Here is a 15,182-nt window from a genome sequence, read left to right on the forward strand (position 1 = left end):
AGCGAAAGCGGGCGATGCCAGCACAGGTAGCCGGTGGGCCACGCCGATGTGCCCAGCGCGGCTTGTGGCGGCACTTGAGCGAGGGGCGCCGCAAGGCGGCTGTAGGGTAGCCCCCTTTCCTCTCGGAAAAGGGGCCCCCTTGGAACTGTACGTGCGGCTTTCACCGCATACAGCTCGAGCCTACAAACAATGCCCCGTCTACGACGGAGCCGGCTTCGTTACTACAAGTTTACCAGCGTGCACCTGCTGGTGGCAGTGCGGGTGAAGCAATACACGATTGGACAACGCGTCCGACCCGCCATGCATCCGATATTCCAGATGATGATCGTGCCAGCCGGTGTCATCCGTCAATGCACAGCCACAGTGCGCACATAACCCGCTCTGTGACATATAGAGCGTCGCCCATTGCTTCCGGTAACGCACCGATTCCCACATGCGTTCCTGACGCAACTGCTCGCCATACTGCTCCCACGTCGGATCAAAGGGATGGTAGTCCCCTTTCACCTTCTTGTGCCGTTTGATAACCGTACCGTTGATCTGGTACAGCTCAAACAGTCCCTTGCTACCGTCTTTCCAAACCACGGGAGCGGCAAAGACCCACTGTCGTTCACCAACGGAGTGGAAGTACTTCTGTCCCACCCATCTGGCGTTCTTCTGCGGGTGCCGCCTCTTCGACCACCACCAGAGTCTCCGGAAAACCAGATACTCCATGCGGTTGTACGCCTGCTTGGCCACGACGGGGCTGTGGTACTGCGCCCAACCCCGTAGCATCGGGTTCAGCAATCGGATCAGATCCTCCTGCCTCACCGCCTTGTTGCCGCTGATCGTTTCCGACACCTTGCGATAGAACGTTTGCACGTTTTTCTTGCTCGGCTTGATGAGCAGCTTCCCCGAATACTTCCGGAAATTCCACCCAAGGAAATCGAAACCTTTGTCAATGTGGGTGATCCGCGTTTTCTCTTCCGACAGTTGCAGCCCCCGGACTGCGAGGAATGCTTCCACCCAAGGTCTGACTTCGGTCGCCAGCACCTCTCGCGAGTCGCCAGTGATGACGAAGTCATCCGCATATCGCACCACATTCACTTTCAGCTTCTTGGCCTTCGCGATCCCGAATTTCGCACCGAGGCGCGCAACCAGTTCACGTTCCAGCCCATTCAGCGTCACATTGGCCAGCGTCGGGGAAATGATGCCCCCCTGTGGCGTACCAGCCTCAGTCGCCTGCAACTGGCCCTTGTAAATCAGGCCAGCCTTCAACCACTTCAGCAGAATGCCTTTGTCCATTGGGACATTGGCGACCAGCCAGTCGTGGTTAATCCAGTCAAAGCAGCCTTTGATATCCGCCTCCAGCACCCATTGGGCAGAGCCCTTCTGGGACGTGGCGACGAATATCTGCGACATGGCATCGGCCGTCGAACGATTGAGCCTGAACCCATACGAGTTCGGGTCGCTCGTCGATTCCGACACCGGCTCCAGGGCCAGCAGATACAGGGCTTGCATCGCCCTGTCCCGCATGGTCGGAATGCCCAGAGGGCGCTCCTTTCCATTGGCCTTGGGGATAAAGACTCTCCGTAGGGGCAGAGGCTTGTATCCACGCCGCTTCAACCTGCCGACGGCTTCCCATCGGCTCTCAGGCGAATCCCATAGTTCACGATCGACTCCAGCCGTTCGCGCACCCTGGTTCTGCGTAACACGTCGTACCGCATACAGCTTTGCGGACAACGTACGGGTCAACATCCGTTGCAGGGCTTTAACCCTGCGCCAGTCGCCTTCCCGCGTCGCCTTCGCAATTCGAATCTGCATCCCTCTCACGTTCCGTTCGACTCGACGCCAATCTACGGCGTACCAGTTGTCAGGCGCGTGGGAAAGCGCAGATCCATCCTTCCGGACGGATACTTTCATGCTGCTCTCCTACCTTGGGTTGATCATTCCCGCAGCAGAAGGCGCATCTTCCCCCAGCGGGGTAGATACACCCGCTGGGGGAACAACAGTTGAACAGGTATGGGCGCATGCGCCCACACGTCATCCACATACTACGCACGGACGCGAGCGCCCGTGTCTACCAAAGTACCAAGGTCTGTCAGCCATCTTGCGACGGTAGACCAGACGGAAGTCTGCCCGCTTTCGCGCGAGGTAATGTCTCAACCCCTATCCGGACGATTACAGCCCGGCGTTCGCTTTTTCCGTCCTCCCATACCCGCACCGTCAACAGCGTTCCTTGCGGTCCACCTGCCAGCCAAACCGCGCTGGCAACGATACGGGCTTACCGCGTTCCCGGCATGTCACACGACTGATTTAGGTTCTGCCTATTCCCCGACGGTCCAACGACGACGCAATCCGACCTTCTAGCGGATTGACCGACCGCTCACCTTTTGGTTAGTGCCTGTCAGCAGCTTTGGCACTGCATTATTAACGAGGTTTATCAGCAGTTCACTTACATTAACCTTGTCAGCCAGCCTAGCTCCTCGACCCCATTGCTGCTAGGAGTCTCCGGATGACCACCTCACGGCATTCATCCGCCCGAAACCACCGGGGGCTACATTGTCAGAGAAGCTTCACACCCCACCGTTACCAGTGACGCATGTCCTCCTAGGCTACTGCTGGTCGCACAGCAGGTTCCCTACCACACAGGGGTTACCCTGTGCGGTTGAACAATGACAAACCGAGCTTGCGCTCGACCCACCCTGAAATCACATACTCCAATCCGCTTTGTTAGCGGAGTTGAAGCCGCTAACTGGGCGGAACCTGACGGTAATCAGGTCAATGCAATTACGCACAAGAGTCCGAAGACTCCAACGCGTCTAAGGCTACGATTCCAAGCCAGCCAAGCACCCGGTTTCGCTTGCTACACAAGGGGTGGCCACAAGGTGCCACCAATGGGACGGCTTGCGCCGTCCAGTCGATGCGACTCGCGTCGCACAAAAAGTTATAATTTAGCGGATTTTGGCCGACTTCCGCAATGCACCACCCGCAACGGCAAGCCTTTTCGGCCTTCTCGTGTGTCACACGCGTCGAACCGCGCGGCCTGTGCGACGTGCATTCAGGCCGGCCATACGCATGACGTCTCACGACGACTTCGGAAAACCAATTTGAAATTACATCAGGATTCCAGCGGCGCGCTGAATACCGTTACCGGCTACGGCGCCGACTACGTCGAAATCAATCTGGTGCGTCACGCGGGCAGTCTGCTCGTGCTGCCGGACGCGCCGGTCATTCCCTGGCCCGTCTCGTCGTTCGAGCAGCTGAGCGCCGAGCATTTCGCGATGCTGGTCGACGCCGCGCCCGAAGTGGTCGTGTTCGGCAGCGGCGAGCGGCTGCGCTTTCCGCACCCGAGGCTGACCGCCGCACTCACCGCGAAACGCATCGGCGTCGAAACGATGGACTTCAAGGCCGCCTGCCGCACCTACAACATTCTGATGGCCGAGGGCCGCAAGGTCGCGGCCGCGTTGCTGATCGAAGCCTGAGCGGGCCCGGCGCCGGCGCATCCCGCGCGAGCCGGCGCCCGGCCGGCCCCGTTCTGGCCCCCGCGCCGCGCCTGCGCGCGCGTCGTCGATAACAAGAAGGGTTGATATTTCATGAACGATACGCCGTCGAGGCTACCGCTCAACCGCACCGCCATCCTGTTGCTGGTGCTGGTTCTCGCCGTGATCTGGTTCGTGCCGCTCGGCTGGCGCCATCTGCTGCCGAGCGACGAAGGCCGCTACGCCGAAATGGCGCGCGAAATGTTCCTGACCGGCGACTGGATCACGCCGCGCTACAACGCCTACAAGTACTTCGAGAAGCCGCCGCTGCAAACCTGGGCGAACGCGCTGACGTTCGCGTGGTTCGGCATCGGCGAATGGCAGGCGCGCCTCTATACCGCGCTGACGGGCTTCGCCGGCGTGCTGCTGATCGGCTTCACCGGTGCGCGCGTGTTCAACGCGGCGACTGGCGTGTTCGCGGCGCTCGTGCTCGCCTGCGCGCCGTACTGGAACCTGATGGGCCACTTCAACACGCTCGACATGGGCCTGTCGTTCTGGATGACGCTCACGCTTTGCGCGCTGCTGCTCGCGCAGCGGCCGAACCTGCGCCCCCCGTGCGTGCGCGGCTGGATGTGGGTGTGCTGGGCGTCGATGGCGCTGGCGGTGCTCTCCAAGGGTCTCGTCGGGCTGATCCTGCCGGGCGCGGTGCTGGTGCTCTACACGCTGATTGCCCGCGACTGGGCGCTGTGGAAGCGACTGCACCTGGTGAGCGGCCTGATCGTCTTCTTCGCGATCGTCACGCCGTGGTTCGTCCTCGTGCAGCAGCGCAATCCTGAATTCCTGAACTTCTTTTTCATCGTCCAGCAGTTCAAGCGCTATCTGACGCCCGAGCAGAATCGCCCGGGCGCGTTCTACTACTTCGTGCCGGTGCTGCTGGTGGGCTTCCTGCCGTGGCTGTCGGTAACCGTGCAAAGCGTGCGCCATGCGTGGCGTCAGCCGCGTCAGCCGAACGGCTTCGCGCCGGTCACGCTGATGCTCACGTGGATCGTCTTCATCTTCCTGTTCTTCAGCGCGTCGCACTCGAAGCTGCTGTCCTACACGCTGCCGATCGCGCCGCCGATCGCAATGCTGATCGGCATGTACCTGCCGCTCGTCACGCGCGAGCAGCAGCGCCGGCATCTGGCGGGCTACGCGCTGTTTTTCGTAGTCGCCGCGTTTGCGGCGCTGTTCCTGTCGCGCCTCGGCTCTGAGCGCAATCCGGCCGCGCTGTACGCCGAGTTCCGCGTGTGGGTGCTCGCCGGGCTGGCCGTGGCCTTCGTGCTCACGCTGGTCGCGTTGTGGCTGAACCGTCGCGGTGAGAATGGCGCAGGCGCCAACGCACGGGCCGGCCTCGGCAGCCTCGCCGCGTTCGGCGCGGGCTGGCTGCTGCTCGCCACGATCGCGGGCACCGGCCACGACGTGTTCGGACGCCTGAGCTCCGGCGCGCCGCTCGCGCCCGCGATCAAGGCAAAACTCGCGCAGCTGCCGCCCGACACGCCGTTCTACTCGGTCGGCGTGCTCGACCATACGCTGCCGTTCTACATCGGCCACACGATGATCATGGTCGCGCACCCGGACGAGCTCGCCTTCGGCGTGTCCGTCGAGCCGCAAAAATGGGTGCCGACGATCGACGAGTGGATCGAGCGCTGGAAGGCCGATCGCTACGCGCTCGCGCTGATCCCGCCGCCGACCTACGAGCGCCTCGTCAAGCAAGGCGTGCCGATGCAGGTGATCGCGCGCGATTCGCGTCGCGTGGTGGTGATGAAGCCGCTCGCCGACGGGACTCCCGCCGCCGCTGCCCCCGCCTCCACGCCCGCGGCAAAGCCCTAACCCTATAGAGAACCAGACCGTTCGATGAACCCGATTTCCCTCTTCTGCATCCTCGCCGGCGTCACGCTGAACGCCGGCGCGCAGCTGCTGCTCAAGGCCGGCACGAATGCCGTTGGACACTTCGAATTCACCCGTGCGAACATCCTGCCCATCGGCTTCAAGCTGGCAACCCAGCCGCCGATCATCGGCGGGCTCGCCTGCTACGTGATCAGCGTGGCGGTGTGGATCATCGGGCTCTCGCGGGTGGACGTGTCGATCGCCTATCCGATGCTGTCGCTTGGCTACGTCGTCAACGCGATCGCCGCGTGGTACCTGTTCGGCGAAGTGATGTCGGTGCAGAAGCTGGTCGGCATCGGCATCATTCTGGTCGGCGTGGTCGTGCTCGCGCGCAGCTAGGCGCCGCGCCTCGCGCAGGAACCCGCGCGGCGCACGAGCCGCCTAAGCCTGACGTAAGGTAGGGCGCGGTAAGCTGCACGGTTGCGTTTTTTCCGCCGCGGCCTTGGGTTTGCGCGTAGTTTGTGGTTTACTTCGCGCCCGTCGGGCCGCGCCCCTTTCAATCGAGCGATGCATTCATGAGCCAGTCACAAGTCCCGTTTTTGCCGTTTGTCAAACCCGAGATCGACGAGGAAACGATCCAGGGCGTCGCCGACGTGCTGCGTTCCGGCTGGATCACCACCGGCCCGCAGAACCAGAAGTTCGAGGCCGCGCTGTCCGAATTCTGCGGCGGCCGCCCGGTGCGCACGTTCAATTCCGGCACGGCGACGCTCGAAATCGGCCTGCGCATCGCCGGCGTCGGTCCCGGCGACGAAGTCATCACGACGCCGGCCACCTGGGTGTCGACCTGCAACGTGATCCTCGAAACCGGCGCGACGCCGGTGTTCGCCGACATCGACCCGGTCACGCGCAACGTCGATCTCGATCTGCTCGAAAAAGCCATCACGCCGCGCACCAAGGCGCTGCTGCCGGTGTTCCTGTCCGGCTTGCCGGTCGACATGGACCGTCTGTATGCAATCGCCCGCGAGCACAAGCTGCGCGTGATCGAAGACGCCGCGCAGGCATTCGGCTCGACCTGGCGCGGCGAGCGCATCGGCAAGCTCGGCGACATCGTGTCGTTCAGCTTCCACGCGAACAAGAACCTGACCTCGGTCGAAGGCGGCGCGCTCGTGCTGAACAACGAGGAAGAAGCGGTGCTCGCGCAGAAGTACCGGCTGCAGGGCATCACGCGCACCGGCTTCGACGGCATGGACTGCGACGTGCTCGGCGGCAAGTACAACCTGACCGACGTCGCCGCGCGCGTCGGCCTCGGCCAGCTGCCGCATCTGGAGCGCTTCATCGCGCAGCGCAAGAAGCTCGCGCGCGCGTACTTCGCGCAGCTCGAAGGCGGCGCGGCCGTGAAGCTCGGCGTCGGCCTGCCCGTCGCAGACTTCGAAAACAGCAACTGGCACATGTTCCAGATCACGCTGCCGCTCGAAAAGCTGTCGATCGACCGCGCCGGCTTCATGGGCGAGCTGAAGGAGCGCGGCATCGGCTCGGGCGTGCACTACCCGGCGCTGCACCTGTTTTCCCTGTACCGTGCGCGCGGCTTCAAGGAAGGCATGTTCCCGCATGCCGAACGCTTCGGCGCCACCACCGTCACGCTGCCGCTCTTCACGCTGATGAACGAAGGCGACGTCGAGCGCGTGTGCCGCGCGGTCAACGAAATTTGCGAACACTACGGAAAGTAAGCGGACATGACTTATTCGGAACATCGCGCCGTCGCACCGGAAGTGTCGATCATCATTCCGGTGTACAACGAGGAAGCCGGACTGGCCGCGCTGTTCGCGCGCCTCTATCCGGCGCTCGACGCGCTCGGCACCGGTTATGAAGTGATCTTCATCAACGACGGCAGCCGCGACAAATCCGCGGCGCTGCTTGCCGGGCAGTTCCGCGCGCGGCCCGACACGACGCGCGTGATCCTGCTGAACGGCAACTACGGCCAGCACATGGCGATTCTCGCGGGCTTCGAGCAGTCGCGGGGTGACATCGTGATCACGCTCGACGCCGACCTGCAGAATCCGCCCGAGGAAATCGGCAAGCTCGTCGCGAAAATGCGCGAGGGCTTCGACTACGTCGGCACGATCCGTCGGCAGCGCCAGGACAGCCTGTGGCGCCGCAAGGCGTCGCGCGCGATGAATCATCTGCGCGAGCGCATCACGCGCATCAAGATGACCGACCAGGGCTGCATGCTTCGCGCGTACAGCCGTCACATCATCGATACGATCAACCGCTGCGGCGAGATCAACACGTTCATCCCCGCGCTCGCGTACACGTTCGCGCAGAATCCGGTGGAAATCGAGGTCGCGCACGAAGAACGCTTCGCCGGTGAGTCGAAGTACTCGCTGTACTCGCTGATCCGCCTGAATTTCGACCTCGTCACCGGTTTCTCGGTGGTGCCGTTGCAATGGCTGTCGTTCATCGGCGTGATCCTGTCGCTAGGCTCCGCGGCGCTGTTCGTCCTGCTGCTGATTCGGCGCTTCATCATCGGCGCGGAAGTGCAAGGTGTGTTTACGCTGTTCGCTATCACCTTCTTCCTGCTCGGCGTGATCATCTTCGCGCTCGGCCTGCTCGGTGAGTACATCGGCCGGATCTATCAGCAGGTGCGTGCGCGGCCGCGTTATCTGGTGCAGACCATTCTCGAAGAACGCGACGGCGGCGCCGTCGCCGAAGCGCCGCGCCAGACCGTCGCGCAAGGCGTGCAGCCGGTGCCGGTCGCCGATCAGGGACGTCAGCCATGAAGCCGCGCGCCGTCGTATTCGCGTATCACAATGTCGGCGTGCGCTGCCTGCAGGTGCTGCTCGCGCGCGGCGTCGACGTCGCGCTCGTCGTCACGCATGAAGACAACCCGAGCGAGAACATCTGGTTCGGCAGCGTGGCATCGGTCGCGGCCGAGCACGGCATCGCCGTCGTCACGCCGGCCGATCCGAAGAGTCCGGAACTGCGCGCCGCGGTGAGCGCCGCGCGGCCGGACTTCATCTTCTCGTTCTACTACCGCCACATGCTGCCGCTCGATCTGCTCGCGATCGCCGCACGGGGCGCTTACAACATGCACGGCTCGCTGCTGCCGAAGTATCGCGGCCGCGTGCCGACCAACTGGGCGGTGCTCAACGGCGAGAGCGAAACCGGCGCGACGCTGCACGAAATGGCCGCGAAACCCGACGCCGGCGCGATCATTGCGCAAACCCCGGTGCCGATCCTGCCCGACGACACCGCCGCGCAGGTCTTCGACAAGGTCACGGTCGCGGCGGAGCAAACGCTATGGCGGGTGTTGCCTGCGCTGCTCGCGGGCGAGGCGCCGCATCTGCCGAACGATCTCGCACACGGCAGCTACTACGGCGGGCGCAAACCGGAAGACGGCCGCATCGACTGGAGCCAGTCCGCGCAGCAGGTCTACAACCTGATCCGCGCGGTCGCGCCGCCGTATCCGGGCGCTTTCACCGATCTGAACGGCCATCGGTTCATCGTCGCACGCGCGCGTCTGGCCGTGCCCCCGGCGCGCTCCGCTCGGATTTGCCCCCGGGCCTGCACGTAAGCGATAATGCCGTTTTCGCAATTTGCGGCGACGGCCGCGCGATCAACATCCACGAATTGCGGCACCAGCACGATGGCGGCGAGACTGCCGTCAGTCCGGCGAAATTCGCCCAGCTCATCCAATCTCATTCATGAAAAAAGTCCTGATTCTGGGTGTGAATGGCTTTATCGGCCATCACCTGTCCAAACGCATTCTCGAAACGACCGACTGGGAAGTGTTCGGGATGGACATGCAGACCGAACGTCTCGGCGACCTCCTCAATCATGAGCGGATGCACTTCTTCGAAGGCGACATCACGATCAACAAGGAGTGGGTCGAATATCACATCAAGAAGTGCGATGTGATCCTGCCGCTCGTCGCGATCGCCACGCCCGCAACCTATGTGAAGCAGCCGCTGCGCGTGTTCGAACTCGACTTCGAAGCGAACCTGCCGATCGTGCGTTCGGCCGTCAAGTACGGCAAGCACCTCGTGTTTCCGTCGACCTCCGAGGTCTACGGCATGTGCACGGACGAGCAGTTCGATCCGGAAGAATCGCAGCTGTCGTACGGCCCGATCAACAAGCCGCGCTGGATCTACGCGTGCTCGAAGCAGCTGATGGACCGCGTGATCTGGGGTTACGGCATGGAAGGCCTGAACTTCACGCTGTTCCGTCCGTTCAACTGGATCGGCCCGGGCCTCGACTCGATCTACACGCCGAAGGAAGGTAGCTCGCGCGTGGTCACGCAGTTCCTCGGCCACATCGTGCGCGGCGAGAACATCAGCCTCGTCGACGGCGGTGCGCAAAAGCGCGCATTCACGGATATCGACGACGGCATCAGCGCGCTGATGAAGATCATCGAGAACAAGAACGGCGTCGCCACCGGCAAGATCTACAACATCGGCAATCCGACCAACAACTTCTCCGTGCGCGAGCTCGCGCACAAGATGCTGGCACTCGCGGCCGAATTCCCCGAATACGCGGACTCGGCCAAGAAGGTACAACTGGTCGAAACGTCGTCGGGCGCGTACTACGGCAACGGCTATCAGGACGTGCAGAACCGCGTGCCGAAGATCGACAACACGAAGCAGGAACTCGGCTGGGCACCCACGTCGACTTTCGACGAAGCGCTGCGCAAGATTTTCGAAGCGTATCGCGGCCATGTCGCGGACGCCCGCGCACTCGTCGAACAGCAATAAAAGGGCGCGTCCTTGGCTCGCATCGTCCTGAAGATCGACGTCGACACGCTGCGCGGCACCCGCGAAGGCGTGCCGAATCTCGCGCGCATCTTCGACCGTTTCAAGGCGCGCGCCACCTTCCTGTTCAGCCTCGGACCCGACCACACTGGTTGGGCGATGCGCCGTGTGCTGCGGCCGGGTTTTCTGAAGAAGGTGTCGCGCACGTCGGTGGTCGAGCATTACGGCGTCAAACAGCTGATGTACGGCGTGCTGCTGCCCGGTCCGGACATCGGCGCGAAAGCCGCGGCCGAAATGCGCGCGATCCACGAAGCCGGCTTCGAGTGCGGCATCCATACGTGGGACCACGTTTACTGGCAGGACAACGTGCGCGCCAAAGATCGCGCGTGGACCGTCGCGCAGATGCAGCAGAGCCACGCGCGCTTTATCGAGGTATTCGGCGCGCCGCCTGTCACGCACGGTGCGGCGGGCTGGCAGATGAACGGCCACGCGTTCGAGCAGATCGACGCGTGGGGCATGCACTACGCGTCTGATGGTCGCGGCCACTCGCCGTATCTGCCGGTGGTCGATGGCAGGACGCTCAAGCACGTGCAGATGCCGACCACGCTGCCGACGCTCGACGAAGTGCTCGGTGTCGATGGTGTCGACACGCACAACGTCGCCGCGTGGATGCTGAAACAAACCGAAAAAAATCCGCACGACCAGGTGTTCACGCTGCACGCGGAGCTCGAAGGACAGAAGCTCGCGCCGGTATTCGAACAGTTGCTCGAAGGCTGGCGCGCGCAGGGCCACACGTTCGCCACGATGGGCGATTACTACGCCACGCTAGACCGCGCCACGCTGCCATCGTACCCTGTTACGTGGGGCGAGATTCCGGGGCGCTCCGGCGAACTGATCGTCCAGCCCTGAAGGGCTGCGGCGCGGCGCGAAAGTCGTCGGTAAGCACGCCGCTTGCTGCCTGCCCGTTCGCCGCGTGGCCTGCCGATCTGGCAGCCGCAAGGCAACCTCAAGGCAACCGCAAGCCGCACGCTGACCGAATCCCCGAACAACAACAACCTCGACGACAGACCGGCCGACGCCGCGGCACCTAGCGACGCCGGCCCTAACCACCGGAGAACCTCGTGTCCATCGCAGTCGACCAACCCATCCCCGACTTCACCGCCGCCGCGACGGGCGGCGAAATCACGCTGTCGAAGCTGCGGGGCAAGAAGGTGGTGCTGTATTTCTATCCGAAGGACAACACGCCGGGCTGCACGACCGAAGGTCTGCAGTTCCGCGATCTGTATCCGAAGTTCAAGAAGGCCGGCGCGGAAGTGATCGGCGTGTCGCGCGACAGCTTGCGTTCGCATGACAACTTCAAGGCCAAGCTCGAACTACCCTTCCCGCTGATTTCCGATCCGGAAGAAACGCTGTGCGCGCTGTTTTCCGTCATCAAAATGAAGAAAATGTATGGCAAAGAGGTACGGGGAATCGAGCGCTCCACGTTCCTCATCGACGCCGCTGGCGTGCTGCGCCAGGAGTGGCGCGGCGTCAAGGTGCCGGGCCACGTCGACGAAATTCTGGAGGCTGTACAAGCGCTTTGATGCGCGTTATATTGGGCCGCAATGAGTGCCTGTCCACCCCATATTTTTCTCCGCTGCGCCAGCTCTGACGGCCGCTTGACCGGATCCACCGGTGCCGTTCGGAGCGTGAGGCGCAATGCGAGCATCATCGTCGAGCCGCTAGCCCCGAATGCCGGGGCGGCGGCTTTTTTAATTGCGCGCAGCCGCTCGTTCACTGGTTCGCGCGCTTCCGTCAAGGAGCCTATCGAAGACCAGGCGAACCGGCATCTCTAGACCGAATGCGCGCCTCCTCGCGCAGACTGGGTGTCCCATGAGGACATCGTCAGAATGCGACGGGCGGCGCACGATATGTGACCCGATCATTTCGAGGGAAACCATGCCTTTGCCTACTCCCCCCAGCAAGCTCGGCAATCTTTTGTCGCCTGACGAATACAAGGCCAAAGCCGTCACGCCCGCGCGCTCCACTGCGAAAAAACAGGCGCGTGAAGGGGAATCCGCAGAGTCGGCCGATTACGGCCGCGCCAATGTTGCCACCCCGATGGCGCACGCCGCCAACGCCGCCACCACGTTGTGGCCCGTGCCCGCCGTCGAATCGCCGCCCGCCGCGCAACCCGCGCCGGCGCGCGGCCGCAAGACCAGGCAGACCGCCGCGCTGTTGCAGCCGGTTCCGTCCGCGCATGCGCAGCTCGACGCCGACGCGGCCGAAGCTCAACCGGTCGTGGCACGCGCGAAGCACCCCACGGCCGAAACAGCCGCCGCACCCGCCGCGGCGACCCCGGCCGCCACGCGCAAGAAACGCGGCACCGGCGCCGCGCCAGTCGAGGTGCAGAAGCTTTTCGTGCTCGACACCAACGTGCTGATGCACGATCCGAGCTGCCTGTTCCGCTTCGAGGAACACGACGTCTATCTGCCGATGATGACGTTGGAAGAGCTCGACAACCACAAGAAGGGGATGTCGGAAGTCGCGCGTAACGCGCGTCAGGTGAGCCGCACGCTCGACGCGCTGGTCGCAAACGCGGGCGACATCACCGACGGCATTTCGCTCGCGCGGCTGGGCAGCCGCGAGGCATCCGGACGGCTGTTCTTCCAGACCCGGCTGACCGCGATCGAGCCCGTCGAAGGGCTGCCCGAAGGCAAGGCCGACAACCAGATCCTCGGCGTCGTGCGCGCGCTGCAGCGCGATCGCGCGGATCGCCAGGTCGTGTTGGTGTCGAAAGACATCAACATGCGCATCAAGGCGCATGCGCTCGGCCTGCCCGCCGAAGACTACTTCAACGACCAGGTGCTCGAGGACAGCGACCTGCTGTACACGGGCATCCGCGCGCTGCCGCAAGACTTCTGGACCAGGCACGCGAAGGGCATGGAAAGCTGGCAGGACACCAAAACCGGCACCACGTACTACCGTGTGACGGGTCCGCTGTGCGCATCGATGCTGGTCAACGAGTTCGTTTATCTGGAGCCGCAGAACGGCGAGCCCGCGTTTCATGCACTGGTGCGCGAGCTGAACGGCAAGACCGCGCTGCTGCAAACGCTGCGTGACTATGGCCACCACAAGAACAACGTGTGGGGAATCACGGCGCGCAATCGTGAGCAGAACTTCGCGCTGAACCTGCTGATGAATCCGGAAATCGACTTCGTCACGCTGCTCGGCCAGGCCGGCACCGGCAAGACGCTGGTCGCGCTCGCGGCGGGCCTCGCGCAGGTGCTCGACGACAAGCGCTACAACGAGATCATCGTGACCCGCGCGACCGTGCCGGTCGGCGAAGACATCGGCTTCCTGCCGGGCACCGAAGAGGAAAAGATGCAGCCGTGGATGGGTGCGTTCGACGACAACCTGGAAGTGCTGCAGAAAACCGACGATGCCGCCGGCGAATGGGGCCGCGCCGCGACCCAGGAGCTGATCCGCTCGCGCCTGAAGATCAAGAGCATGAACTTCATGCGCGGCCGCACGTTCGTCGACAAGTATCTGATCATCGACGAGGCGCAGAACCTGACGCCGAAGCAGATGAAGACGCTCGTCACGCGCGCGGGTCCGGGCACGAAGATCATCTGCCTCGGCAACATCGCGCAGATCGACACGCCTTACCTGACCGAGGGCAGTTCGGGCCTGACCTATGTGGTCGACCGCTTCAAGGGCTGGGCGCACAGCGGACACGTGACGCTCGCGCGCGGCGAGCGCTCGCGCCTCGCTGACTACGCGTCGGAGATTCTCTAGGCGTTCGCAGTTTTTTCCGGCTTTCATCGCAAGCCGCGTCCGGTTCGATCCGGACGCGGCTTTTTTATTGCGCCGACGTTCTCCGCAGGCAACACTTAGCGCACAAACTTCAAGTAATTTATCAACAATTCTTGCGGCAGCCTTGTTGGGCGGCTACCATCCCGACATCGTCAGTGAGTAAATGGGCGCTTACCGCCCGTGCTGTCTTCATGCGCCGACTCGCCCTATCGCTACTGCCCGTCCTGCTGCTCGCCGCTTGCGCCGGCGCGCCGCAAAAGACGTCGCGCGGGTCCGGCGGCACCGTCGTCGCGAACGGCGCCTACCACGAGCCGCCGCCCGGCTTCCCCCATTTCGTCGATCACAGCATCGGCCGGGAGGAAATCTCGATTCAGGCGATGAGCCTCGTCGGCGTGCCCTACCGCTGGGGCGGCAACACGCCCGACAGCGGCTTCGACTGCAGTGGTCTGGTGCGCTATGTGGTGCTGCGCGCGGCGTCGGTGAACCTGCCGCGCACGACGGCAGAGATGAGCGGGCGCGGCGAATCCGTCGAGCCGGACGAAATCGCGCCCGGCGATCTGATCTTTTTCAATACTACCGGGCGCGCGCATTCGCACGTCGGCATCTACGTGGGCAAGCTGCGCTTCGTCAACGCGCCATCGACCGGCGGCACAGTGCGGCTCGACTATCTGACCAATCCCTATTGGGCGAAGCGTTTCGACGGCATCCGCCGGATGGCGGGACCGGCGGCGACGCCCGCGCCGTTCGATACGCCGAGCTATCAGGCGGCCGCGCCGCAAACGGAGCGCGCTGCCGCGGGCGCGGCGGCGACGGTGGCGGTTCGACCAGCGTCGACCTATGCCGGCACGATCCCGCCGACCGGTGCAGGCAGCGGCACGCCCGTCGCGCAATCCGATCAATTCGAGCCGCCGCCGTCGGGCCTCAGCGCCGCGCAACTGCAGGCGCGCTCGGCGGGCGCGGTGGCACCGCCGCTGGTCCCGGTGGCTCAGACACGCACGTATGAAAGCGGCGCTCCTTCATCCGCTCAACCGATCCAGCCAGCCACGACTGCCCGCGTCCTCCCGCCAACCGCACCCGACGCAATCGACGCCGCCGCCGATGCATTCGAGCCGCCGCCGCCCGCATCCATCGCGGAACGCCAGGCCCGCCAGGCACAGCAGACCGACGGCGCTGGCGCCGTGCAGCTGATGCGCGCGTCGACGGTTTCCCACGGCGTGCCCGCCCCCACGCAAAGCAGTGACGACCCGATCGCCCGTTTCGCGAACGGCAACTTCTGACGTCGTGATCTGCTATCGTCATCGATATTCTTTCGACGGCG

11 protein-coding genes and 1 pseudogene are annotated in these 15,182 nt (G+C 63.7%); 11 read left to right on the plus strand and 1 reads right to left on the minus strand.

Annotation, left to right across the window (positions count from 1 at the left end; genetic code table 11):
- Window positions 1-198 precede the first annotated feature (198 nt).
- Window positions 199-1,899, minus strand: a complete 1,701-nt coding sequence (gene ltrA, locus QFZ94_RS21830; protein WP_429459429.1) for a group II intron reverse transcriptase/maturase — start codon at window positions 1,897-1,899, stop codon at window positions 199-201.
- Window positions 1,900-3,086: 1,187 nt separating this feature from the next.
- Between ltrA and QFZ94_RS21835 the strand changes: the two genes are divergently transcribed.
- The 11 genes and pseudogenes from QFZ94_RS21835 to QFZ94_RS21885 all read left to right on the plus strand — a co-directional run bounded on the left by QFZ94_RS21835 (window position 3,087) and on the right by QFZ94_RS21885 (window position 15,141).
- Window positions 3,087-3,461 (plus strand): Mth938-like domain-containing protein, encoded by a 375-nt coding sequence (locus tag QFZ94_RS21835; protein WP_230560588.1) that lies wholly within the window; start codon window positions 3,087-3,089, stop codon window positions 3,459-3,461.
- Window positions 3,462-3,572: 111 nt separating this feature from the next.
- Complete coding sequence (locus tag QFZ94_RS21840; RefSeq protein WP_429459432.1) at window positions 3,573-5,327, plus strand: glycosyltransferase family 39 protein; 1,755 nt, start codon at window positions 3,573-3,575, stop codon at window positions 5,325-5,327.
- Between the two features lie 24 nt (window positions 5,328-5,351).
- Window positions 5,352-5,723, plus strand: a complete 372-nt coding sequence (locus QFZ94_RS21845; protein WP_013089326.1) for an SMR family transporter — start codon at window positions 5,352-5,354, stop codon at window positions 5,721-5,723.
- A gap of 176 nt (window positions 5,724-5,899) precedes the next feature.
- Window positions 5,900-7,051: a DegT/DnrJ/EryC1/StrS family aminotransferase gene (locus QFZ94_RS21850; RefSeq protein ID WP_368582871.1), complete on the plus strand. Its 1,152-nt coding sequence runs from the start codon at window positions 5,900-5,902 to the stop codon at window positions 7,049-7,051.
- Window positions 7,052-7,057: 6 nt separating this feature from the next.
- Window positions 7,058-8,101: a glycosyltransferase gene (locus QFZ94_RS21855; RefSeq protein ID WP_368582870.1), complete on the plus strand. Its 1,044-nt coding sequence runs from the start codon at window positions 7,058-7,060 to the stop codon at window positions 8,099-8,101.
- Window positions 8,098-9,029: pseudogene (locus QFZ94_RS21860) on the plus strand (formyltransferase). The gene QFZ94_RS21855 and the pseudogene QFZ94_RS21860 overlap by 4 nt, the downstream one beginning before the upstream one ends.
- Complete coding sequence (locus QFZ94_RS21865; RefSeq protein WP_429459435.1) at window positions 9,026-10,072, plus strand: bifunctional UDP-4-keto-pentose/UDP-xylose synthase; 1,047 nt, start codon at window positions 9,026-9,028, stop codon at window positions 10,070-10,072. Before QFZ94_RS21860 ends, QFZ94_RS21865 begins: the two are co-directional and overlap by 4 nt.
- Window positions 10,073-10,084: 12 nt before the next feature.
- On the plus strand, window positions 10,085-10,978 hold the full coding sequence (locus QFZ94_RS21870; protein ID WP_368582867.1) for a polysaccharide deacetylase family protein: 894 nt from the start codon (window positions 10,085-10,087) through the stop codon (window positions 10,976-10,978).
- 212 nt (window positions 10,979-11,190) lie between these two features.
- Window positions 11,191-11,652: a peroxiredoxin gene (locus QFZ94_RS21875; protein WP_368582865.1), complete on the plus strand. Its 462-nt coding sequence runs from the start codon at window positions 11,191-11,193 to the stop codon at window positions 11,650-11,652.
- A gap of 355 nt (window positions 11,653-12,007) precedes the next feature.
- Window positions 12,008-13,846: a PhoH family protein gene (locus QFZ94_RS21880; RefSeq protein WP_429459438.1), complete on the plus strand. Its 1,839-nt coding sequence runs from the start codon at window positions 12,008-12,010 to the stop codon at window positions 13,844-13,846.
- Between the two features lie 209 nt (window positions 13,847-14,055).
- Window positions 14,056-15,141 carry an NlpC/P60 family protein gene (locus tag QFZ94_RS21885; protein ID WP_429459440.1) on the plus strand — a complete coding sequence of 362 codons (1,086 nt, stop codon included), beginning with the start codon at window positions 14,056-14,058 and terminating at the stop codon, window positions 15,139-15,141.
- Window positions 15,142-15,182: the final 41 nt, after the last annotated feature.

It is taken from the genome of Paraburkholderia sp. JPY465, assembly GCF_050436725.1.
GTDB classification, from domain to species: Bacteria; Pseudomonadota; Gammaproteobacteria; order Burkholderiales; family Burkholderiaceae; genus Paraburkholderia; species Paraburkholderia youngii.